Origin of the sequence: Burkholderia sp. BCC1644 (assembly GCF_902833225.1) — a bacterium.
GTDB lineage: Bacteria > Pseudomonadota > Gammaproteobacteria > Burkholderiales > Burkholderiaceae > Burkholderia.
The window spans coordinates 104,141-127,368 of record NZ_CADFEI010000023.1 but is presented as its reverse complement, the minus strand read 5'-3'; the positions used below and the strand labels follow the sequence as shown (position 1 = coordinate 127,368).

At 61.3% G+C, this 23,228-nt stretch carries 15 protein-coding genes, 4 tRNA genes and 1 rRNA gene; all 20 read left to right on the top strand.

From position 1 onward, the window contains the following. Positions 1 to 65 precede the first annotated feature (65 nt). The 20 genes from rrf to tuf (HWX87_RS33195) all read left to right on the top strand — a co-directional run bounded on the left by rrf (position 66) and on the right by tuf (HWX87_RS33195) (position 23,227). A 5S ribosomal RNA gene (gene rrf, locus HWX87_RS33290) occupies positions 66 to 178 on the top strand. An 801-nt stretch (positions 179 to 979) separates the two neighbouring features. After that, a complete protein-coding gene (locus tag HWX87_RS33285; protein WP_176051129.1) occupies positions 980 to 1,147 on the top strand; it encodes a hypothetical protein in 168 nt (55 codons plus the stop codon). Between the two features lie 1,265 nt (positions 1,148 to 2,412). After that, a tRNA-Tyr gene (locus tag HWX87_RS33280) sits at positions 2,413 to 2,498 on the top strand. Between the two features lie 43 nt (positions 2,499 to 2,541). Then, positions 2,542 to 2,615, top strand: a tRNA-Gly gene (locus HWX87_RS33275). A gap of 24 nt (positions 2,616 to 2,639) precedes the next feature. Beyond that, positions 2,640 to 2,714: transfer RNA gene (locus HWX87_RS33270), tRNA-Thr, on the top strand. 66 nt (positions 2,715 to 2,780) lie between these two features. Beyond that, positions 2,781 to 3,971 carry an elongation factor Tu gene (gene tuf, locus HWX87_RS33265; RefSeq protein WP_011350666.1) on the top strand — a complete coding sequence of 397 codons (1,191 nt, stop codon included), beginning with the start codon at positions 2,781 to 2,783 and terminating at the stop codon, positions 3,969 to 3,971. Between the two features lie 59 nt (positions 3,972 to 4,030). Beyond that, positions 4,031 to 4,106 (top strand) — tRNA-Trp (locus tag HWX87_RS33260). A 43-nt stretch (positions 4,107 to 4,149) separates the two neighbouring features. Then, positions 4,150 to 4,530, top strand: a complete 381-nt coding sequence (gene secE / locus HWX87_RS33255) for a preprotein translocase subunit SecE (protein WP_006482892.1) — start codon at positions 4,150 to 4,152, stop codon at positions 4,528 to 4,530. A 1-nt stretch (position 4,531) separates the two neighbouring features. Beyond that, positions 4,532 to 5,089: a transcription termination/antitermination protein NusG gene (gene nusG, locus HWX87_RS33250; RefSeq protein ID WP_006400672.1), complete on the top strand. Its 558-nt coding sequence runs from the start codon at positions 4,532 to 4,534 to the stop codon at positions 5,087 to 5,089. 141 nt (positions 5,090 to 5,230) lie between these two features. Next, complete coding sequence (rplK, locus tag HWX87_RS33245; RefSeq protein ID WP_006477201.1) at positions 5,231 to 5,662, top strand: 50S ribosomal protein L11; 432 nt, start codon at positions 5,231 to 5,233, stop codon at positions 5,660 to 5,662. Beyond that, on the top strand, positions 5,663 to 6,361 hold the full coding sequence (rplA, locus tag HWX87_RS33240) for a 50S ribosomal protein L1 (protein ID WP_006482906.1): 699 nt from the start codon (positions 5,663 to 5,665) through the stop codon (positions 6,359 to 6,361). Positions 6,362 to 6,669: 308 nt separating this feature from the next. Further along, on the top strand, positions 6,670 to 7,167 hold the full coding sequence (rplJ, locus tag HWX87_RS33235; protein ID WP_021161756.1) for a 50S ribosomal protein L10: 498 nt from the start codon (positions 6,670 to 6,672) through the stop codon (positions 7,165 to 7,167). A gap of 63 nt (positions 7,168 to 7,230) precedes the next feature. Beyond that, a complete protein-coding gene (gene rplL / locus HWX87_RS33230; RefSeq protein ID WP_176051128.1) occupies positions 7,231 to 7,605 on the top strand; it encodes a 50S ribosomal protein L7/L12 in 375 nt (124 codons plus the stop codon). Positions 7,606 to 7,985: 380 nt separating this feature from the next. After that, positions 7,986 to 12,092, top strand: coding sequence for a DNA-directed RNA polymerase subunit beta (gene rpoB / locus HWX87_RS33225; RefSeq protein WP_176051127.1), 4,107 nt, complete (start codon positions 7,986 to 7,988; stop codon positions 12,090 to 12,092). 21 nt (positions 12,093 to 12,113) lie between these two features. Continuing rightward, a complete protein-coding gene (rpoC, locus tag HWX87_RS33220) occupies positions 12,114 to 16,361 on the top strand; it encodes a DNA-directed RNA polymerase subunit beta' (protein ID WP_176051126.1) in 4,248 nt (1,415 codons plus the stop codon). 311 nt (positions 16,362 to 16,672) lie between these two features. Further along, on the top strand, positions 16,673 to 18,520 hold the full coding sequence (recQ, locus tag HWX87_RS33215) for a DNA helicase RecQ (RefSeq protein WP_176051125.1): 1,848 nt from the start codon (positions 16,673 to 16,675) through the stop codon (positions 18,518 to 18,520). A 227-nt stretch (positions 18,521 to 18,747) separates the two neighbouring features. Continuing rightward, positions 18,748 to 19,128, top strand: a complete 381-nt coding sequence (gene rpsL / locus HWX87_RS33210; RefSeq protein WP_006400662.1) for a 30S ribosomal protein S12 — start codon at positions 18,748 to 18,750, stop codon at positions 19,126 to 19,128. A gap of 172 nt (positions 19,129 to 19,300) precedes the next feature. Beyond that, positions 19,301 to 19,771 (top strand): 30S ribosomal protein S7, encoded by a 471-nt coding sequence (rpsG, locus tag HWX87_RS33205; protein ID WP_006477195.1) that lies wholly within the window; start codon positions 19,301 to 19,303, stop codon positions 19,769 to 19,771. Between the two features lie 123 nt (positions 19,772 to 19,894). Continuing rightward, the gene (gene fusA / locus HWX87_RS33200) at positions 19,895 to 21,997 is read left to right on the top strand and encodes an elongation factor G (RefSeq protein ID WP_176051124.1); all 2,103 of its coding nucleotides are present in this window, start codon (positions 19,895 to 19,897) and stop codon (positions 21,995 to 21,997) included. A 39-nt stretch (positions 21,998 to 22,036) separates the two neighbouring features. Further along, positions 22,037 to 23,227 (top strand): elongation factor Tu, encoded by a 1,191-nt coding sequence (tuf, locus tag HWX87_RS33195; protein ID WP_011350666.1) that lies wholly within the window; start codon positions 22,037 to 22,039, stop codon positions 23,225 to 23,227. Position 23,228: the final 1 nt, after the last annotated feature.

The window sequence follows — 23,228 nt, the reverse complement described above, 5'->3', positions numbered from 1 at the left end:
AACTCAAAATTACTGCTTCTTCCAAGATTGGTTGTGCTGCGAAGCCAGCACAACAACCCTCTTTGCCTGATGACCATAGCGAGTCGGTCCCACCCCTTCCCATCCCGAACAGGACCGTGAAACGACTCTACGCCGATGATAGTGCGGATTCCCGTGTGAAAGTAGGTAATCGTCAGGCTCCCTAAGCCAAGAACCCCCGCCCGAAAGGCGGGGGTTTTTGCATTTGAGCCGCGGAAATGCACGCGAGCCGGCATAGCGCAATGCGACCGGAACTGCGGCGTTGACGACATCGATTCGGGCCGAGGTCGGGTCCACGCAATCGGCGCAAATTCATTCCGACCAGCTGGGTTGGCCAAGCACTAGCAACTGATGTTGCCGAGGCTGATATCCTCCCGCCGCCTGTTCGAAGTGGCGGCGTCCTCAGTCGGCAGCCGGTATGGTCGAGCGCTCGACCGACTATTCGCGGCAACTACATCTCGGCGGCTTCGAACAACACCGCGGCCCGGCGCAATACGTCTTGCCGTCCCGCAATTTGCATCTCATCCTATTTACGCGCTTATTGAGCGCTTTTCCTGCGAAAACTGCGGTATTTATCACGTTGCTACGAGGTGCGCTTTGCGTTTCTCGCACCCGAGTTCGCCGACCGTGTGAGCGGTGTACTGGGTTCGGCTTGTATGAATTCCGACGTTTCTTGTCGACGCCGCCGAATGATCGCGGCGCGATGAAGTTGCGCGCCAGGATGGAATCGGATAACGCAAAGTGACGTTATCAAGTGTCGTTCTTCGCTTAATCCACCGGATATCACGCGCAACCGACTCATCCGGGGCGTTGGGCGCCTGGTTCGCAGCAAAGACCAGGGATTCGGCCGCAGCGCCGGTTGCAACGTGTGTGTGCGTCGCCGGGCGGACGCCGTCAAAATTCAGTGCTGTCCCTTCTGTCGAACATCGGTTGGCCGTCTCGTAACACGTGGATTTCCTCCGTGAGCGAACAGGCGGTACCGTCGACGCAATCCCTTCTTTCCCAGATCAACGCGAAGCGCGCGCCGCTTCCGTCGATGCTGATCGATCGTACTCCGCCCGCCGTGCTTGGATCGTTCGGTGCGGGATCCCCGGCTGGCGAAAACCGGCGCGTCGTGCTCCGGCCTTGATCCCGGGGCAGCACGAGCGTCACCGGGCAGCGAGTGTCGGACGTTGACGCCACGGAGTCGAAGGCCAGCTCTCAAGCACCTTCAGAGATAAGCGGTGCGGCGAAAGCGCCCACATCGAACCTCACGCAAATTATTCGCGTTCAGCTGAACGAGGCGTGCGTCGTACGGACATGCAGGATGCCGGGTGTACGCCGAGGATTCGCTGCGATAAGCCGACCAGAATCTGACGTTGGCCGGCTGGCACGACGGGGCGACGCAACGCGCGCTGCACTGCAGGACGTTTGCCGAGGTCGCGGCGCGGCGCTTGTGAGACAAGCCTGCGTGTGGAGGCATATCGTCGCCGAGGAGGGGCTGTTACGCGTCCAGGCGGGCCGCGCCGTCGGATTTGGTTGACGGTGTGCTGTCGCCGGCGGCGATGAGGTCGGCGGACTCATCGTTGAGCAGCCATGCATAGGCTATCGCGTCCTGATCCATTGGCCGTACGGCCGACGAGCTGCTATGTGTCGAGCTCAGGCGTCCGGCATCGAGCGCCGGCTTCAGCCTGTCATACGGAGCGAGCGCTACACCTCCCCTGGGGCGTTTCGCAGTGCGGCTGCCTTCCGAGGCTCGATGACGGATCTCTGCGATCGTGCTCGAGCGACGCCAGGTGTCAGTCGGGTCGGCGGCATGTGCAGTCAAGTCCGTGAGCGCAATCGCAAGAGCACGCAGGCGCACGAGAAATCGCATGGGAAGATGATGGAAGGCCTGGGATGGTATCGCGGCCGGCCGCCGACGTCGGCAGGGGCGGGGGAAGTCTGTCCGCGTTTCGTGCGGATACGCTAGCGCCATTGCGAGGCTCAGGCGCCGGAAAGCGCGGATAACCCCCGCTGGGTACGATCGGCAGATCGAGCCAGGCAACCGCGGAATGGGTAGCGCGAAACCCCGATTTCCGGCAAACAGTGGGGTACTGAAGCCGTCACGAACGCCGCAGACGGGATCGACGAAGCCGCCCGGCATGAAATTTGCGGAAATTTGCGTCTACCCGCTTGGCATTGTGCGAAAGAGGTCGTATGATGGCGGTCTTTCGTTTTTAGCGCAGATGCAGATCGGCGCTAAGGGCGGAGTCTGACGAAGATGTGGCGCCGGTCGGCAGCATCTCGTGCTTGCCTTAGCCGGGCAAGGGCGGGGGATCGGTGGTAAAGCAGGAGTCGGGAAGAGAGTGAAAATAATCTTCCGGATGTGCTTGACACGAGTGCGATGCACCCCCATAATCGTCAGTTCTCTACGGAGGGGTGCCCGAGTGGCTAAAGGGGGCAGACTGTAAATCTGTTGGCTTACGCCTACGTTGGTTCGAATCCAACCTCCTCCACCAAGATATCAGCGCAGTGAGCGGTAAGGAATCGTTAGTGGCCCATGCGGGTGTAGCTCAATGGTAGAGCAGAAGCCTTCCAAGCTTACGACGAGGGTTCGATTCCCTTCACCCGCTCCAGACCGCTAAGTTGAAGCGTAAAGCGCCCATGTGGCTCAGTGGTAGAGCACTCCCTTGGTAAGGGAGAGGTCGGCAGTTCGATCCTGCCCATGGGCACCAGCAGTACAAAGTCAGTGTCTTGTTTGCGCGCGGCGCAACCTGTGAAATTCCTTTTGGGAGTCGAAAATGGCCAAGGGTAAATTCGAGCGGACCAAGCCGCACGTGAACGTTGGTACGATTGGTCACGTTGACCACGGCAAGACGACGCTGACGGCAGCGATCACGACGGTTCTGACGAAGAAGTTCGGCGGCGAAGCGAAGGCATACGACCAGATCGACGCGGCACCGGAAGAAAAGGCGCGCGGCATCACGATCAACACGGCACACGTCGAGTACGAAACGGCTAACCGCCACTACGCACACGTCGACTGCCCGGGCCACGCTGACTATGTGAAGAACATGATCACGGGCGCGGCGCAGATGGACGGCGCGATCCTGGTTTGCTCGGCAGCTGACGGCCCGATGCCGCAGACGCGTGAGCACATCCTGCTGGCACGTCAGGTTGGCGTTCCGTACATCATCGTGTTCCTGAACAAGTGCGACATGGTGGACGACGCTGAACTGCTCGAGCTGGTCGAGATGGAAGTTCGCGAACTCCTGTCGAAGTACGACTTCCCGGGCGATGACACGCCGATCGTGAAGGGTTCGGCGAAGCTGGCGCTGGAAGGCGACACGGGCGAGCTGGGCGAAGTGGCGATCATGAGCCTGGCCGACGCGCTGGACACGTACATCCCGACGCCGGAGCGTGCAGTTGACGGCGCGTTCCTGATGCCGGTGGAAGACGTGTTCTCGATCTCGGGCCGTGGTACGGTTGTGACGGGTCGCGTCGAGCGCGGCATCGTGAAGGTCGGCGAGGAAATCGAAATCGTCGGTATCAAGCCGACGGTGAAGACGACCTGCACGGGCGTTGAAATGTTCCGCAAGCTGCTGGACCAAGGTCAGGCAGGCGACAACGTTGGTATCCTGCTGCGCGGCACGAAGCGTGAAGACGTGGAGCGTGGCCAGGTTCTGGCGAAGCCGGGTTCGATCACGCCGCACACGCACTTCACGGCTGAAGTGTACGTGCTGAGCAAGGATGAAGGCGGCCGCCACACGCCGTTCTTCAACAACTACCGTCCGCAGTTCTACTTCCGTACGACGGACGTGACGGGCTCGATCGAGCTGCCGAAGGACAAGGAAATGGTGATGCCGGGCGACAACGTGTCGATCACGGTGAAGCTGATCGCTCCGATCGCGATGGAAGAAGGTCTGCGCTTCGCAATCCGCGAAGGCGGCCGTACGGTCGGCGCCGGCGTCGTCGCCAAGATCATCGAGTAAGCCAGTTATTCGTTGATCGACAGTTTTGGGGCTGGCAACAGCCGGCCCCAACATGGTTTAGGGGTATAGCTCAACTGGCAGAGCGTCGGTCTCCAAAACCGAAGGTTGGGGGTTCGATTCCCTCTGCCCCTGCCAAAAAATAGCCACGTGTCCTACGTGGCATTTGTTTTAAGGTGTTATGGCGAATCCATCCGTCGAAACTGTAAATACCTCCGGCGATAAGCTGATGCTGGCCCTGGGTGTATTGCTGGTGTTGGCCGGATTCGTGGGCTTCTTCTGGCTGGCCAATCAGCAGTGGTATGTCCGCGGTGCCGCGTTGGCGGTAGGTATCATCGCCGGCGTGGCCGTCGGGCTGATGTCCGCCCCTGGCAAGAGCCTCATCGCCTTTGCCAAGGATTCGTACAAGGAAGTCCGGAAGGTCGTTTGGCCCACCCGCAAGGAAGCAACGCAAACCACACTCGTCGTGTTCGGTTTCGTGCTCGTGATGGCGATTTTCCTCTGGTTGAGTGACAAATCGATCGAATGGGTGATTTTCTCGGCGATTCTGGGTTGGAAATGATATGAGCGATACTCCGGCATCCCCGAGCGGAAAACGTTGGTACGTCGTGCACGCCTACTCCGGTATGGAGAAGAGCGTGCAACGTGCGCTTCAGGAGCGCATCGAACGTGCTGGCATGCAGGACAAATTCGGTCAGATCCTGGTCCCGACCGAAGAAGTGGTCGAAGTCAAGGGCGGCCACAAGGCCGTGACCGAGCGTCGTTTCTTTCCCGGCTACGTGCTGGTGGAAATGGAAATGACGGACGAAACGTGGCACCTCGTGAAGAACACCGCGAAGGTCACTGGTTTCGTCGGTGGTGCGCGCAACCGCCCGACCCCGATTTCCCCGAAGGAAGTCGAGAAGATCATGTCGCAGATGCAGGAAGGCGTCGAAAAGCCGCGCCCGAAGACCCTGTTCGAAGTCGGCGAGATGGTGCGTGTCAAGGAAGGCCCGTTCACGGACTTCAACGGCACCGTCGAAGAAGTCAACTACGAAAAATCGCGCGTGCGTGTGTCGGTCACCATCTTTGGCCGATCCACCCCGGTCGAACTCGAGTTCGGCCAGGTCGAAAAAGTTTGATCCCGATTCGGTGGGCAGCCTCGGCTGCCCACCTTCGCGCTTACGGCCCGCGTCATGGCCGTTGAGGAGCGTCAGTAGCCAGCGGCGAACGCGCGTTATTACTCACCGAACGCCCCTCCGGCGTTCCAATGAGGTTCACAAATGGCAAAGAAGATTATCGGCTTTATCAAGCTGCAGATCCCTGCAGGTAAAGCCAACCCGTCGCCGCCGGTCGGTCCGGCACTGGGCCAGCGCGGCCTGAACATCATGGAGTTCTGCAAGGCGTTCAACGCGCAGACTCAAGGCATGGAGCCGGGTCTGCCGGTGCCGGTGGTCATCACGGCATTCGCTGACAAGAGCTTCACGTTCGTGATGAAGACGCCGCCGGCAACCGTCCTGATCAAGAAGGCGGCGAAGGTGGACAAGGGCTCGAGCAAGCCGCACACCGACAAGGTCGGTTCGATCACGCGCGCTCAAGCTGAAGAAATCGCAAAGACCAAGATGCCGGACCTTACGGCAGCTGATCTGGACGCAGCCGTTCGCACCATCGCTGGTAGCGCACGCTCGATGGGCATCACTGTGGAGGGCGTGTAAATGGCTAAGATCTCCAAGCGCCGTCAGGCATTTGCCGCCAAGGTTGATCGTCAGAAGCTGTACGCGATCGAAGACGCACTGAGCCTCGTGAAGGAATGCGCGAGCGCGAAGTTCGACGAGTCGATCGACGTCGCAGTCCAGCTCGGCATCGATGCAAAGAAGTCGGACCAGGTCGTTCGTGGTTCGGTCGTTCTGCCGGCCGGTACGGGCAAGTCGGTTCGCGTTGCCGTGTTCGCGCAAGGCGAAAAGGCCGAGCAAGCTCGTGCAGCAGGCGCGGAAATCGTCGGTATGGAAGACCTGGCTGAGCAGATCAAGGCTGGCCAGATGGACTTCGACATCGTGATCGCTTCGCCGGACACGATGCGTATCGTCGGTACGCTCGGCCAGATCCTCGGCCCGCGCGGCCTGATGCCGAACCCGAAGGTCGGTACGGTCACGCCGGACGTCGCAACCGCCGTCAAGAACGCGAAGGCTGGTCAGGTGCAATTCCGTGTCGACAAGGCCGGTATCATCCACGCGACCATCGGCCGTGCATCGTTCGAGCCGACCGCACTGCGTTCGAACCTGTCGGCACTGATCGAAGCGCTGCAGAAGGCCAAGCCGGCAACGAGCAAGGGCGTGTACCTGCGCAAGATCGCACTGTCGAGCACGATGGGCGTCGGCGTGCGTGTCGACCAGGCTACGCTGGCAGCACAGTAAGCAAGTATTCGGGCCGCTTCGTTCGCGAAGCGGCCTACATGGGCTTTGGGCGGTTGTTCGTGCAGTGTGGCGGGCAACCGGTTATCAAAGACCGTTGGTGGGGCGCAGCAGTCAGGTGATCCCTTAATTCAAGCCAACGCAGATGGCGAACCCGAAAAAGTTTTGCAGTGGTGAAGCCGCAGGCCGTGAAGCGATTCCCGGCGTGAGGTGGAAATACTCCTAACGAGGTCGGACGCCGTTGTTGAACGAGGTACGTGAGGTTTCGGCCATGCCGGCCACGCCGAACGTATCGTTTCTGGAGGCTAACCGTGCCGCTTAATAGAGAAGACAAGCAAGCCGTCGTCGCTGAGGTTTCCGCGCAAGTCGCGAAGGCCCAGACCGTTGTGCTGGCTGAGTATCGTGGAATTGCGGTTGGCGATCTGACCAAGCTGCGCGCGAAAGCGCGTGAGCAACAGGTTTACCTGCGCGTGTTGAAGAACACGCTGGCGCGTCGCGCCGTCGAAGGTACGCCGTTTGCTCCGCTGGCAGAGCAGATGACTGGTCCGCTGATCTACGGCATCTCGGAAGATGCAATTGCTGCTGCTAAGGTCGTCAACGACTTCAGCAAGAGCAATGACAAGTTGGTCATCAAGGCTGGTTCGTTCGATGGCAAGGTGATGGACAAGGCTGGCGTGCAAGCGCTGGCAAGCATCCCGAGCCGCGAAGAACTGCTCTCGAAGCTGCTGTTCGTTATGCAATCGCCTGTTTCGGGCTTCGCGCGTGCTCTGGCCGCGCTGGCAGAGAAGAAGCAAGCGGAAGCTGCGTAATCGAGCGTGCATCAGCGTCATTGATCGCTGGCTGTATCCGAATTCAATTTAGGAGTATTTCAAATGGCAATCGCAAAAGAAGACATCCTGGCAGCAGTCGAAGGGATGACCGTTCTGGAACTGAACGAACTGGTCAAGGCGTTCGAAGAGAAGTTTGGCGTGTCGGCAGCTGCAGTGGCAGTCGCTGGCCCGGCAGGCGGCGGCGCTGCTGCTGCTGCTGAAGAACAGACCGAATTCACGGTCGTTCTGGCAGAAGCAGGCGCCAACAAGGTTTCGGTCATCAAGGCCGTTCGCGAACTGACGGGCCTGGGCCTGAAGGAAGCGAAGGACCTGGTTGACGGTGCACCGAAGGCCGTCAAGGAAGGCGTCGCCAAGGCTGCTGCTGAAGAAGCCAAGAAGAAGCTGGAAGAAGCAGGCGCGAAGGTCGAAATCAAGTAAGTTTCGACGCGCTGTGCGAAGGCTGGCGGTATTTTCACCGCCGGCCTTTTTGTGCTTTGTGGGAGCGTTATTCTGGCACTCATTCGGGAGCCCGAATAATCGGCCCTAGAGGCCAAAGAAAACCGCCTGATCGTTGTGAAAGGTCACTCACGATTGGCGGTTCTCTTTGTCTTCTGAAGCGACTGCAGAAGGCAAGTTTGGTCGGGTAGCGGGCAACACAGGCATCCGCTGCCGTCAGCCAGCGGTTGGTAGCGGCCAACCACCAAGCTTCTCGGCTCGTTCAAGCCGTCAACGGCCATCGGGTCTCAGTCGGTGAACACTCGGGTTTGAAACGTCCAGGTATTCCGCCTCGATAGCACCCGCCGTGATTCGGAGATCGTATGCAATATTCCTTCACCGAGAAGAAGCGCATTCGCAAGAGTTTCGCGAAGCGCCCCATCGTTCACCAAGTTCCGTTCTTGCTGGCTACCCAGCTTGAATCATTCAGCACGTTTCTGCAAGCCGATGTGCCGGCGACACAACGCAAGCCTGAAGGTTTGCAGGCCGCGTTCACATCGGTATTTCCCATTGTTTCGCACAACGGTTTCGCGCGCCTCGAGTTCGTGAGCTATGCGCTGTCCTCGCCGGCATTCAACATCAAGGAATGCCAGCAGCGGGGCCTGACGTACTGCTCCGCGCTGCGCGCGAAGGTCCGCCTTGTCATTCTCGACAAGGAATCGCCGAACAAGCCGGTCGTCAAGGAAGTGAAGGAGCAGGAAGTGTACATGGGCGAAATTCCGCTCATGACGCCGACGGGCTCGTTCGTCATCAACGGCACCGAGCGTGTCATCGTCTCGCAGCTGCACCGTTCGCCGGGCGTGTTCTTCGAACACGACAAGGGCAAGACGCACAGCTCGGGCAAGCTGCTGTTCTCGGCACGGATCATTCCGTACCGCGGCTCGTGGCTCGACTTCGAATTCGATCCGAAGGACATCCTGTACTTCCGCGTCGACCGTCGCCGCAAGATGCCGGTCACGATCCTGCTGAAGGCCATCGGCCTGACGCCGGAACAGATCCTCGCGAACTTCTTCGTGTTCGACAACTTCACGCTGATGGACGAAGGCGCGCAACTCGAGTTCGTGCCCGAGCGCCTGCGCGGTGAAGTCGCGCGTTTCGACATCACGGACCGTGATGGCAAGGTCATTGTCCAGAAGGACAAGCGGATCAACGCGAAGCACATTCGCGACCTCGAAGCCGCGAAGACCAAGTTCATCTCGGTGCCGGAAGACTATCTGCTCGGCCGCGTGCTGGCGAAGAACGTCGTCGACGGCGATACCGGCGAAGTGATCGCGAGCGCAAACGACGAAGTCACGGAAAGCGTGCTCGAGAAGCTGCGCGAAGCGGGCATCAAGGACATCCAGACGCTCTACACGAACGACCTGGACCAGGGCCCGTACATCTCGTCGACGCTGCGTGTCGACGAAACGACCGACCGCACGGCCGCGCGCATCGCGATCTACCGCATGATGCGTCCGGGCGAGCCGCCGACCGAAGAAGCGGTCGAGGCACTGTTCAACCGTCTGTTCTACAGCGAAGAAGCGTACGACCTGTCGAAGGTCGGCCGTATGAAGTTCAACCGCCGCGTCAGCCGTGACGAAATCACCGGCCCGATGACGCTGCAGGACGACGACATCCTCGCGACGATCAAGATCCTCGTCGAGCTGCGCAACGGCAAGGGCGAAGTGGACGACATCGACCACCTCGGCAACCGTCGCGTGCGTTGCGTCGGCGAACTGGCGGAGAACCAGTTCCGCGCCGGTCTCGTGCGTGTCGAACGCGCGGTCAAGGAACGCCTCGGCCAGGCCGAAAGCGAAAACCTGATGCCGCACGACCTGATCAACTCGAAGCCGATTTCGTCGGCGATCCGCGAGTTCTTCGGTTCGTCGCAGCTGTCGCAGTTCATGGACCAGACCAACCCGCTGTCGGAAATCACGCACAAGCGCCGTGTTTCCGCACTGGGCCCGGGCGGTCTGACGCGCGAACGCGCAGGCTTCGAAGTCCGCGACGTGCACCCGACCCACTATGGCCGCGTGTGCCCGATCGAAACGCCGGAAGGTCCGAACATCGGCCTGATCAACTCGCTCGCACTGTACGCGCACCTGAACGAATACGGCTTCCTCGAGACGCCGTACCGCAAGGTCGTGGACAGCAAGGTGACTGACCAGATCGACTACCTGTCGGCGATCGAAGAAGGCCGCTACATGATCGCGCAGGCAAACGCCGCGATCGACGAGAACGGCCAGCTGATCGACGAACTCGTGTCGTCGCGTGAAGCCGGCGAAACGATGATGGTCACGCCGGACCGTATCCAGTACATGGACGTCGCGCCGTCGCAGATCGTGTCGGTTGCAGCCTCGCTGATTCCGTTCCTCGAGCACGATGACGCGAACCGTGCACTGATGGGTTCGAACATGCAGCGTCAGGCCGTGCCGTGTCTGCGTCCGGAAAAGCCGGTCGTCGGGACGGGCATCGAGCGCACCTGCGCGGTCGACTCGGGTACGACGGTTCAGGCGTTCCGTGGCGGCGTCGTCGACTATGTCGACGCAGGCCGTATCGTGATTCGCGTGAACGACGAAGAAGCGGTCGCAGGTGAAGTCGGTGTCGACATCTACAACCTGATCAAGTACACGCGTTCGAACCAGAACACGAACATCAACCAGCGTCCGATCGTGAAGATGGGCGACAAGGTCTCGCGCGGCGACGTGCTGGCCGACGGCGCCTCGACGGACCTGGGCGAGCTCGCGCTCGGCCAGAACATGCTGATCGCGTTCATGCCGTGGAACGGCTACAACTTCGAGGATTCGATCCTGATCTCGGAGAAGGTGGTCGCGGACGATCGCTACACGTCGATCCACATCGAAGAGCTGAACGTCGTTGCACGTGACACGAAGCTCGGGCCGGAAGAAATCACGCGCGACATCTCGAACCTGGCGGAAATCCAGCTCGGCCGTCTCGACGAATCGGGCATCGTGTACATCGGTGCAGAAGTCGAAGCGGGCGACGTGATGGTCGGCAAGGTCACGCCGAAGGGCGAGACCCAGCTGACGCCGGAAGAGAAGCTGCTGCGCGCGATCTTCGGCGAGAAGGCTTCGGACGTGAAGGACACGTCGCTGCGCGTGCCGTCGGGCATGAGCGGCACCGTGATCGACGTCCAGGTGTTCACGCGTGAAGGCATCCAGCGCGACAAGCGTGCGCAACAGATCATCGACGACGAACTCAAGCGCTATCGTCTCGACCTGAACGACCAGCTGCGCATCGTGGAAGGCGACGCGTTCCAGCGTCTCGCACGCATGCTCGTGGGCAAGGTCGCGAACGGCGGTCCGAAGAAGCTCGCGAAGGGTACGAAGATCGACCAGGCTTACCTGGAAGACCTCGACCACTACCACTGGTTCGACATCCGCCTCGCGGACGACGAAGCAGCGGCGCAGCTCGAAGCGATCAAGAACTCGATCGAGGAAAAGCGTCACCAGTTCGACCTCGCGTTCGAAGAGAAGCGCAAGAAGCTCACGCAAGGCGACGAACTGCCGCCGGGCGTGCTGAAGATGGTCAAGGTGTACCTCGCGGTGAAGCGCCGTCTGCAGCCTGGCGACAAGATGGCAGGCCGTCACGGTAACAAGGGTGTCGTGTCGAAGATCGTCCCGATCGAAGACATGCCGTACATGGCCGACGGCCGTCCGGCAGACGTCGTGCTGAACCCGCTCGGCGTGCCGTCGCGGATGAACGTGGGTCAGGTTCTGGAAGTGCACCTCGGCTGGGCCGCGAAGGGTCTCGGCTGGCGTATCGGCGAAATGCTGCAGCGTCAGGCGAAGATCGAGGAAATGCGCGCGTTCCTGACGAAGATCTACAACGACTCGGGCCGCCAGGAAGATCTGGAAAGCTTCACCGACGACGAGATCCTCGAACTCGCGAAGAACCTGCGCGAAGGCGTGCCGTTCGCAACGCCGGTGTTCGACGGTGCGACCGAGGAAGAAATGGGCAAGATGCTCGACCTCGCGTTCCCGGACGACATCGCTGAACAGCTCGGCATGAACCCGTCGAAGAACCAGGTCCGTCTGTACGACGGCCGCACGGGTGAAATGTTCGAACGTCGCGTGACGCTCGGCTACATGCACTACCTGAAGCTGCACCACTTGGTCGACGACAAGATGCACGCGCGTTCGACCGGCCCGTACTCGCTCGTCACGCAGCAGCCGCTGGGTGGTAAGGCGCAGTTCGGTGGCCAGCGTTTCGGTGAAATGGAAGTGTGGGCACTCGAAGCGTACGGCGCGTCCTACGTGCTGCAGGAAATGCTGACGGTGAAGTCGGACGACGTGAACGGCCGGACCAAGGTCTATGAGAACCTGGTCAAGGGTGATCACGTCATCGATGCAGGCATGCCGGAATCCTTCAACGTGCTCGTGAAGGAAATCCGCTCGCTCGGTATCGACATCGATCTCGACCGCAATTAATCGGACTACGGAGAGAAAGCAATGAAAGCTCTGCTCGATCTATTCAAGCAAGTCCAACAGGAAGAAGTTTTCGACGCGATCAAGATCGGTCTGGCTTCGCCTGACAAGATCCGTTCGTGGTCGTTCGGCGAAGTGAAGAAGCCGGAGACCATCAACTACCGTACGTTCAAGCCGGAACGCGATGGTCTCTTCTGCGCGAAGATCTTCGGGCCGATCAAGGACTACGAGTGCCTGTGCGGCAAGTACAAGCGTCTGAAGCACCGCGGCGTGATCTGCGAGAAGTGCGGCGTCGAAGTGACGCTGGCGAAGGTGCGTCGCGAACGGATGGGCCACATCGAACTGGCCTCGCCGGTCGCGCACATCTGGTTCCTGAAGTCGCTGCCGTCGCGTCTGGGCATGGTGCTCGACATGACGCTGCGCGACATCGAACGCGTGCTGTACTTCGAAGCCTATGTGGTGATCGAACCGGGCATGACGCCGCTGAAGGCGCGGCAGATCATGACCGAAGAGGATTACTACAACAAGGTCGAGGAATACGGCGACGAATTCCGTGCCGAGATGGGCGCGGAAGGCGTGCGTGAACTGCTGCGCGCGATCAACATCGACGAGCAGGTCGAGACGCTGCGCACCGAGCTGAAGAACACCGGCTCGGAAGCGAAGATCAAGAAGTACGCGAAGCGCCTGAAGGTCCTCGAGGCATTCCAGCGCTCGGGCATCAAGCCCGAGTGGATGATCCTCGAAGTGCTGCCGGTGCTGCCGCCGGAACTGCGTCCGCTCGTGCCGCTGGACGGCGGCCGTTTCGCGACGTCGGACCTGAACGACCTGTATCGCCGCGTGATCAACCGTAACAACCGGTTGAAGCGTCTGCTCGAGCTGAAGGCGCCTGAAATCATCGTCCGCAACGAAAAGCGGATGCTGCAGGAAGCCGTCGACTCGCTGCTCGACAACGGTCGTCGCGGCAAGGCGATGACGGGCGCGAACAAGCGTCCGCTGAAGTCGCTCGCCGACATGATCAAGGGCAAGGGCGGTCGTTTCCGTCAGAACCTGCTGGGCAAGCGCGTCGACTACTCGGGCCGTTCGGTCATCGTGGTCGGCCCGACGCTGAAGCTGCACCAGTGCGGTCTGCCGAAGCTGATGGCGCTCGAGCTGTTCAAGCCGTTCATCTTCAACAAGCTGGAAGTGATGGGCGTCGCGACGACCATCAAGGCTGCGAAGAAGGAAGTCGAGAACCAGACGCCGGTGGTGTGGGACATCCTCGAAGAGGTGATCCGCGAGCACCCGGTGATGCTGAACCGTGCGCCGACGCTGCACCGTCTCGGTATCCAGGCGTTCGAGCCGGTGCTGATCGAAGGCAAGGCAATCCAGCTGCACCCGCTCGTCTGCGCGGCGTTCAACGCCGACTTCGACGGTGACCAGATGGCCGTTCACGTGCCGCTGTCGCTCGAAGCGCAGATGGAAGCGCGTACGCTGATGCTGGCGTCGAACAACGTGCTGTTCCCGGCCAACGGCGATCCGTCGATCGTGCCGTCGCAGGATATCGTGCTGGGTCTGTACTACGCGACCCGCGAAGCGATCAACGGCAAGGGCGAAGGCCTGTCGTTCACGGGCGTGTCGGAAGCGATCCGCGCGTACGAGAACAAGGAAGTCGAGCTCGCATCGCGCGTCAACGTGCGGATCACCGAAATGGTCCGCAACGAAGACACGTCGGAAGGCGCGCCGGAATTCGTGCCGAAGATCTCGCTGTACGCAACGACCGTCGGCCGCGCGATCCTGTCGGAGATCCTGCCGCACGGCCTGCCGTTCTCGGTGCTGAACAAGCCGCTGAAGAAGAAGGAAATCTCGCGCCTGATCAACACGGCATTCCGCAAGTGCGGTCTGCGCGCGACGGTGGTGTTCGCCGACCAGCTGATGCAGTCGGGTTTCCGTCTTGCGACGCGTGCCGGCATTTCGATCTGCGTGGACGACATGCTCGTGCCGCCGCAGAAGGAAACGATCGTCGGCGACGCCGCGAAGAAGGTGAAGGAGTACGACCGTCAGTACATGTCGGGTCTCGTCACCGCGCAGGAACGCTACAACAACGTGGTCGACATCTGGTCGGCAACGTCGGAAGCGGTCGGCAAGGCGATGATGGAGCAGCTGTCGACGGAGCCGGTGACGGACCGCGACGGCAAGGAAACGCGCCAGGAATCGTTCAACTCGATCTACATGATGGCCGACTCGGGCGCCCGGGGTTCGGCGGTTCAGATTCGTCAGCTGGCCGGTATGCGAGGCCTGATGGCGAAGCCGGACGGCTCGATTATCGAGACGCCGATTACCGCGAACTTCCGCGAAGGTCTGAACGTGTTGCAGTACTTCATCTCGACCCACGGTGCACGTAAGGGTCTGGCTGATACGGCACTGAAGACCGCGAACTCGGGTTACCTGACGCGTCGTCTCGTCGACGTCACGCAGGATCTGGTCGTGGTGGAAGACGATTGCGGCACGTCGAACGGCGTCGCGATGAAGGCGCTGGTCGAAGGCGGTGAAGTCGTCGAAGCGCTGCGCGACCGTATCCTCGGCCGCGTCGCGGTCGCGGACGTCGTCAACCCGGAAACGCAGGAAACGGTGTACGAATCGGGCATGCTGCTCGACGAAACGGCGGTCGAGGAAATCGAACGCCTCGGCATCGACGAAGTGCGCGTGCGCACGCCGCTGACCTGCGAAACGCGTTACGGCCTGTGCGCTGCCTGCTACGGCCGTGACCTCGGCCGCGGCTCGCTCGTGAACGTCGGCGAAGCAGTCGGCGTGATCGCGGCACAGTCGATCGGTGAACCGGGCACGCAGCTGACGATGCGTACGTTCCACATCGGTGGTGCGGCATCGCGTGCGGCAGTGGCTTCGTCGGTCGAAGCGAAGAGCAACGGTATCGTGCGCTTCACGGCGACGATGCGCTACGTCACGAACGCGAAGGGCGAGCAGATCGTCATTTCCCGTTCGGGCGAAGCGATGATCACCGACGACTTCGGTCGCGAGCGCGAGCGTCACAAAGTGCCGTACGGCGCGACGCTGCTGCAGCTCGACGGCGTGACGATCAAGGCAGGCACGCAGCTCGCCACGTGGGATCCGCTGACGCGTCCGATCATCACCGAGTACGGTGGTACGGTGAAGTTCGAGAACGTCGAGGAAGGCGTGACCGTCGCGAAGCAGATCGACGACGTGACCGGCCTGTCGACGCTGGTCGTGATCGACGTGAAGCGTCGCGGTTCGCAGGCTTCGAAGAGCGTGCGTCCGCAGGTGAAGCTGCTCGACGCGAACGGCGAAGAAGTGAAGATTCCGGGCACGGAGCACGCAGTGCAGATCGGCTTCCAGGTCGGCGCACTGATCACCGTGAAGGATGGCCAGCAGGTGCAGGTCGGTGAAGTGCTCGCACGTATCCCGACCGAAGCGCAGAAGACGCGTGACATTACCGGCGGTCTGCCGCGGGTGGCGGAACTGTTCGAAGCGCGTTCGCCGAAGGATGCCGGCATTCTCGCGGAAGTCACCGGTACGACGTCGTTCGGTAAGGACACGAAGGGCAAGCAGCGTCTCGTCATCACGGATCTCGAGGGCAACCAGCACGAGTTCCTGATCGCGAAGGAAAAGCAGGTTCTGGTTCACGATGCACAGGTCGTCAACAAGGGCGAAATGATCGTGGACGGTCCGGCCGATCCGCACGACATCCTGCGTCTGCAGGGTATCGAGGCGCTGTCGCGCTACATCGTCGACGAAGTGCAGGACGTGTATCGTCTGCAGGGCGTGAAGATCAACGACAAGCACATCGAGGTGATCGTTCGCCAGATGCTGCGTCGTGTGCAGATCACCGACAACGGTGATACGCGCTTCATCCCGGGCGAACAGGTCGAGCGTTCCGACATGCTGGACGAGAACGATCGCATGATCGCCGAGGACAAGCGTCCGGCTTCGTACGACAACGTGCTGCTCGGTATCACGAAGGCATCGCTGTCGACCGACTCGTTCATCTCCGCGGCATCGTTCCAGGAAACGACCCGCGTGCTGACCGAAGCGGCGATCATGGGCAAGCGCGACGATCTGCGTGGCCTGAAGGAAAACGTGATCGTCGGCCGCCTGATTCCGGCCGGTACGGGTCTCGCGTTCCACAAGGCACGCAAGGCGAAGGAATCGTCGGATCGCGAGCGTTTCGACCAGATCGCAGCGGAAGAGGCATTCGACTTCGGCACGCCGAGCGCGCCTGCCGCGGAAGAGCCGCAACAGCACCCGGCAGCCGAGTAAGCGCGGGCGGCGCGAGCCGCCTTGCCTCACCACGCTGTCACCGAAACCGCCCGGTTCTGCCGGGCGGTTTTTTTTCATCTGTCGTTCGCGCGCATGACGCGCCGGCGCCGGCCGAGCTTGCTTGCGAGCGATGTGCGGCCTGACTGCAAGCGCCGCCGAAGCATCGCAATCACCTGCGGCGCGATCGTGGCAGGCCCGTCATGCACGCGAACGAACCCTGGCCGATCGGCCAAAACCGCACGATTCGCCACGCGTTGCGTGAGCGGGTTGTTAAAATTGCGGTCATCGTTTAGCCGTCCTTGTTCTCATTCATGTCCCGCGCCCTCGAAATTCTCGACGAAGTATTTGGTTATCCCGCCTTTCGCGGCCAGCAGGGCGAGATCGTCGAGCACGTCGCCGGCGGCGGCGATTGTCTCGTGTTGATGCCGACGGGCGGCGGCAAGTCGCTGTGCTACCAGATTCCCGCGCTGCTGCGTCGCGAGGCCGGGCAGGGTGCCGGCATCGTCGTGTCGCCGCTGATCGCGCTGATGCAGGACCAGGTCGCCGCACTGAGAGAAGTGGGCGTACGCGCGGCGTATCTGAATTCGACGCTGTCGGGCGCCGAGGCCGCGGCCATCGAGCGCGCGCTGCGCGAAGGCGAGATCGACCTGCTGTACGTCGCGCCGGAGCGGCTGATGACCGGGCGCTTCCTCGACCTGCTCGAGCGCGCGAAGATCGGCCTGTTCGCGATCGACGAAGCGCACTGCGTGTCGCAATGGGGGCACGATTTCCGTCCGGAATACATCCAGCTGTCGGTACTGCACGAGCGTTTCCCGGCGGTGCCGCGCATCGCGCTGACGGCCACGGCCGACGCGATCACGCGCGACGAGATCATCCATCGTCTCGCGCTCGACGACGCGCGCGTGTTCGTGTCGAGCTTCGACCGCCCGAACATCCGCTACCGGATCGTCGAGAAGGACAACGCGCGCTCGCAGCTGCTCGACTTCATCCGCGCCGAACACACGAATACCGACGGCACGACGGACGCCGGCGTCGTCTATTGCCTGTCGCGCCGCAAGGTCGAGGAAACGGCCGAGTGGCTGAAGGCGCAGGGCGTGCGCGCGCTGCCGTATCACGCCGGGATGGAGTTCGAGGTGCGGCAGAAGCACCAGGAAATGTTCCAGCGCGAAGAGGGCATCGTGATGTGCGCGACGATCGCGTTCGGCATGGGTATCGACAAACCCGACGTGCGCTTCGTCGCGCACCTGGATCTGCCGAAGAGCGTCGAAGGCTACTACCAGGAAACGGGCCGCGCGGGCCGCGACGGGATGCCTGCGAACGCATGGATGGCGTACGGCCTCGGCGATGTCGTCCAGCAGCGCAAGATGATCGACGAGTCCGATGCGGACGACGCACACAAGCGCGTGCAGACGTCGAAGCTCGATGCGCTGCTCGGACTGTGCGAGACGATCTCGTGCCGCCGCGTGCGGCTGCTGAACTACTTCGGCGAGGAGAGCCAGCCGTGCGGCAACTGCGATACGTGCCTCGAGCCGCCCGCATCGTGGGATGCGACGCGCGAGGCGCAGATGGCGCTGTCTTGCGTGTTCCGCGCGCAGCGCGCGAGCGGCTTCAATTTCGGCTCGAGCCACCTGATCGAGATCCTGCGCGGCGGGCGCACCGAGAAGGTGCTGCAGCGCGGCCATGACCAGCTCACGACGTTCGGGATCGGCGCATCGCTGTCCGAGCCCGAATGGCGCGCGATTTTCCGGCAGCTCGTCGCGTACGGCTATCTGGCGGTCGATCATGGCGGCTTCGGCGCGCTGGTGCTGACCGAGGCTGCGAAGCCCGTGCTGAAGAACGAGGAGAAGGTCACGCTGCGCCGCTACGTGAAGCCGCAACGCACGCGCCAGTCGTCGAGCCGCAGCGGCACGCGAGTCGATCCGACGGCCGGCATGGGCACGCGCGAGCGCGCGCGGTGGGACGCATTGCGTGCGTGGCGCGCGGAAACCGCCAAGACCGACGGCGTGCCGGCCTACGTGATCTTCCACGACGCGACGCTCGCGGAAATCGCGCGCAACGCGCCGGAGTCGATCGACGACCTGCGCCACATCCCCGGCATGGGCGTGCGCAAGCTCGAACGTTTCGGCGACGAGATCATCGACGTCGTTGAATCGGCCTGACACAGGTGTTCCGACCCTTCCTGTAAACCACGCGATCGACCGGCAAATCACGCAAGCCGTTGACTTAGTTGGTATTTCCGGAATATGATGCTGGGTTCCGGTATTCGGTGGGCCGTGTTGCGTTCGAAAGCGCGCGCCCGATTCGCCGGTTCGGAAGTCAACTGTGCGCCGATTCTCGCTTTGCCCGAAATCGATGCGCAGATTTTGTTCAATTTCAGGAATAAACAATGCCAACCATCAACCAACTGGTTCGCAAAGGCCGTCAGTCGGAAACGACGAAGAGCAAGAGCCCGGCCCTGCAGGACTGCCCCCAGCGTCGCGGCGTGTGCACCCGTGTGTACACGACGACGCCGAAGAAGCCGAACTCGGCACTCCGTAAGGTCGCCAAGGTTCGTCTGACGAACGGCTTCGAAGTGATTTCGTACATCGGCGGTGAAGGCCACAACCTGCAGGAACACTCGGTTGTGCTGATCCGCGGCGGCCGTGTGAAGGACTTGCCGGGTGTGCGTTACCACATGGTTCGCGGCTCGCTGGATACCCAGGGCGTCAAGGACCGTAAGCAAGCGCGCTCGAAGTACGGCGCGAAGCGTGCAAAGGCTGCCAAGTAAGCAGTTTTTGATCAGGGATCGCCGCAGGGCGGTCAAGGCGGGAGTGCCGGATTGCCGGTGCTGTCGAGTAAGTGGTCACCCGGCCAAGCTGGTTAGTCGTAAAGATGTGATCGGGTTTGTTGGTGGCCGCGGAGCTGGAACCAGCTCCAACTGAACAAGTAAAGGAAGAATCATGCCGCGTCGTCGCGAAGTCCCCAAGCGGGAAGTGTTGCCGGATCCGAAGTTCGGTAACGTTGATGTTGCCAAGTTCATGAACATGCTGATGCTGTCCGGCAAGAAGTCGGTCGCAGAGCGCATCGTTTATGGCGCATTCGAACAAATCCAGACCAAGGGTGGCAAGGACCCGCTGGAAGTGTTCACGGTTGCGCTCAACAACGTGAAGCCGGTGGTCGAAGTGAAGAGCCGCCGCGTTGGTGGTGCCAACTATCAAGTTCCGGTCGAAGTGCGCCCGTCGCGTCGTATGGCATTGGCGATGCGCTGGCTGCGTGAGGCTGCGAAGAAGCGTAGCGAGAAGTCGATGGCCCTGCGCCTGGCAGGTGAACTCTCCGAAGCGGCCGAAGGCCGTGGCGGCGCGATGAAGAAGCGCGACGAAGTTCACCGCATGGCAGAAGCCAACCGCGCGTTCTCGCATTTCCGTTTCTAAGCGCCTGGCTGGGCTGTTAGCGGAAATAAATTCCGGGCGGGTGCGCTTTTCAGGCGCCTCGCCCGTTTGTGTTGAAGCATGATGCAGCCGGGCTGCATCATGTCATCCCAGTAGAGGATCAAAGTGGCTCGCAAGACTCCTATCGAGCGCTACCGCAATATCGGTATTAGCGCTCACATCGACGCCGGCAAAACGACGACGACCGAGCGCATTCTGTTTTACACCGGTGTGAACCACAAGATCGGTGAAGTCCACGACGGCGCAGCCACGATGGACTGGATGGAGCAGGAACAGGAGCGTGGCATCACGATCACGTCCGCTGCTACCACGGCCTTCTGGAAGGGCATGGGCGGCAACTATCCGGAACACCGCATCAACATCATCGACACCCCGGGCCACGTCGACTTCACGATTGAAGTCGAGCGCTCGATGCGCGTGCTCGACGGCGCATGCATGGTGTACTGCGCAGTGGGCGGCGTGCAGCCGCAGTCGGAAACGGTGTGGCGCCAGGCGAACAAGTACAAGGTGCCGCGTCTCGCGTTCGTCAACAAGATGGACCGTACCGGCGCGAACTTCTTCAAGGTCTACGACCAGCTCCGTCTGCGCCTGAAGGCGAACCCGGTTCCGGTCGTGGTGCCGATCGGTGCGGAAGAAGGCTTCAAGGGCGTCGTCGATCTGATCAAGATGAAGGCGATCATTTGGGACGAAGCGTCGCAAGGTACCAAGTTCGACTACGTCGACATCCCGGCGGAACTCGTCGACACGTGCAACGAATGGCGTGAAAAGATGGTCGAGGCGGCTGCAGAGTCGAGCGAAGACCTGATGAACCAGTACCTGGAAGCAGGTTCGCTGACGGAAGACGAGATCGTGAAGGGTCTGCGTGACCGTACGATCGCGTGCGAAATCCAGCCGATGCTGTGCGGTACCGCGTTCAAGAACAAGGGCGTGCAGCGTATGCTCGACGCCGTGATCGACTTCCTGCCGTCGCCGGTCGACATCCCGCCGGTTACGGGTGAACTCGAAAACGGCGAGAAGACGGAGCGTCGTGCTTCCGACGACGAGAAGTTCTCGTCGCTCGCGTTCAAGATCATGACCGACCCGTTCGTCGGCCAGCTGATCTTCTTCCGCGTCTACTCGGGCGTCGTCAATTCGGGCGACACGCTGCTCAATGCGACCAAGGGCAAGAAGGAACGTCTCGGCCGTATTCTGCAGATGCACGCGAACCAGCGCGAAGAAATCAAGGAAGTGCGCGCAGGTGACATCGCTGCAGCGGTCGGCCTGAAGGAAGCGACCACGGGCGACACGCTGTGCGATCCGGCACATCCGATCGTGCTCGAACGCATGATCTTCCCGGAGCCGGTGATTTCGCAGGCCGTCGAGCCGAAGACGAAGGCTGACCAGGAAAAGATGGGCCTGGCGCTGAACCGTCTGGCACAGGAAGATCCGTCGTTCCGCGTGCAGACCGACGAAGAATCGGGTCAAACGATCATTTCGGGCATGGGCGAGCTCCACCTCGAAATTCTGGTTGACCGGATGAAGCGTGAATTCGGCGTGGAAGCGACCGTCGGCAAGCCGCAGGTTGCTTACCGCGAAACCATCCGCAAGTCGGCCGCGGACGTCGAAGGCAAGTTCGTCAAGCAGTCGGGCGGTCGCGGTCAGTACGGCCATGCGGTCATCACGCTCGAGCGCAGCGAACTGGGCAAGGGCTACGAGTTCATCGACGCGATCAAGGGCGGCGTGATTCCGCGTGAATACATTCCGTCGGTTGACAAGGGTATCCAGGAAACGCTGAAGAGCGGCGTGCTGGCAGGCTTCCCGGTCGTCGACGTGAAGGTCACGCTGACGTTCGGTTCGTACCACGACGTCGACTCGAACGAAAATGCGTTCCGCATGGCTGGTTCGATGGCGTTCAAGGAAGCAATGCGCCGCGCGGATCCGGTTCTGCTCGAGCCGATGATGGCCGTGGAAGTGGAAACGCCGGAAGACTTCATGGGTAACGTGATGGGCGACCTGTCGGGTCGTCGCGGCATTATCCAGGGCATGGACGACATGGTGGGCGGCGGCAAGATCGTGCGCGCCGAAGTGCCGCTGTCGGAAATGTTCGGCTATTCCACGTCGCTGCGGTCGCTCACGCAAGGTCGCGCAACGTACACGATGGAGTTCAAGCACTACGCTGAAGCTCCGAAGAACGTTGCAGAAGCGATCATCAGCGCGAAGTCGAAGTAATTCGCTATCACAATCGATTATTTTTGAAAGAAGAGAATCATGGCAAAAGGTAAATTCGAGCGGACCAAGCCGCACGTGAACGTTGGTACGATTGGTCACGTTGACCACGGCAAGACGACGCTGACGGCAGCGATCACGACGGTTCTGACGAAGAAGTTCGGCGGCGAAGCGAAGGCATACGACCAGATCGACGCGGCACCGGAAGAAAAGGCGCGCGGCATCACGATCAACACGGCACACGTCGAGTACGAAACGGCTAACCGCCACTACGCACACGTCGACTGCCCGGGCCACGCTGACTATGTGAAGAACATGATCACGGGCGCGGCGCAGATGGACGGCGCGATCCTGGTTTGCTCGGCAGCTGACGGCCCGATGCCGCAGACGCGTGAGCACATCCTGCTGGCACGTCAGGTTGGCGTTCCGTACATCATCGTGTTCCTGAACAAGTGCGACATGGTGGACGACGCTGAACTGCTCGAGCTGGTCGAGATGGAAGTTCGCGAACTCCTGTCGAAGTACGACTTCCCGGGCGATGACACGCCGATCGTGAAGGGTTCGGCGAAGCTGGCGCTGGAAGGCGACACGGGCGAGCTGGGCGAAGTGGCGATCATGAGCCTGGCCGACGCGCTGGACACGTACATCCCGACGCCGGAGCGTGCAGTTGACGGCGCGTTCCTGATGCCGGTGGAAGACGTGTTCTCGATCTCGGGCCGTGGTACGGTTGTGACGGGTCGCGTCGAGCGCGGCATCGTGAAGGTCGGCGAGGAAATCGAAATCGTCGGTATCAAGCCGACGGTGAAGACGACCTGCACGGGCGTTGAAATGTTCCGCAAGCTGCTGGACCAAGGTCAGGCAGGCGACAACGTTGGTATCCTGCTGCGCGGCACGAAGCGTGAAGACGTGGAGCGTGGCCAGGTTCTGGCGAAGCCGGGTTCGATCACGCCGCACACGCACTTCACGGCTGAAGTGTACGTGCTGAGCAAGGATGAAGGCGGCCGCCACACGCCGTTCTTCAACAACTACCGTCCGCAGTTCTACTTCCGTACGACGGACGTGACGGGCTCGATCGAGCTGCCGAAGGACAAGGAAATGGTGATGCCGGGCGACAACGTGTCGATCACGGTGAAGCTGATCGCTCCGATCGCGATGGAAGAAGGTCTGCGCTTCGCAATCCGCGAAGGCGGCCGTACGGTCGGCGCCGGCGTCGTCGCCAAGATCATCGAGTAAT

Bases quoted from the DNA above. Each gene is read 5' to 3' on its own strand.
- recQ (WP_176051125.1), top strand. From the start codon at position 16,673: ATGTCCCGCGCCCTCGAAATTCTCGACGAAGTATTTGGTTATCCCGCC.
- rpsL (WP_006400662.1), top strand. From the start codon at position 18,748: ATGCCAACCATCAACCAACTGGTTCGCAAAGGCCGTCAGTCGGAAACG.
- rplA (WP_006482906.1), top strand. From the start codon at position 5,663: ATGGCTAAGATCTCCAAGCGCCGTCAGGCATTTGCCGCCAAGGTTGAT.
- rplK (WP_006477201.1), top strand. From the start codon at position 5,231: ATGGCAAAGAAGATTATCGGCTTTATCAAGCTGCAGATCCCTGCAGGT.
- rpsG (WP_006477195.1), top strand. From the start codon at position 19,301: ATGCCGCGTCGTCGCGAAGTCCCCAAGCGGGAAGTGTTGCCGGATCCG.
- nusG (WP_006400672.1), top strand. From the start codon at position 4,532: ATGAGCGATACTCCGGCATCCCCGAGCGGAAAACGTTGGTACGTCGTG.
- secE (WP_006482892.1), top strand. From the start codon at position 4,150: ATGGCGAATCCATCCGTCGAAACTGTAAATACCTCCGGCGATAAGCTG.
- tuf (WP_011350666.1), top strand. From the start codon at position 22,037: ATGGCAAAAGGTAAATTCGAGCGGACCAAGCCGCACGTGAACGTTGGT.
- rpoC (WP_176051126.1), top strand. From the start codon at position 12,114: ATGAAAGCTCTGCTCGATCTATTCAAGCAAGTCCAACAGGAAGAAGTT.
- tuf (WP_011350666.1), top strand. From the start codon at position 2,781: ATGGCCAAGGGTAAATTCGAGCGGACCAAGCCGCACGTGAACGTTGGT.
- rpoB (WP_176051127.1), top strand. From the start codon at position 7,986: ATGCAATATTCCTTCACCGAGAAGAAGCGCATTCGCAAGAGTTTCGCG.
- rplL (WP_176051128.1), top strand. From the start codon at position 7,231: ATGGCAATCGCAAAAGAAGACATCCTGGCAGCAGTCGAAGGGATGACC.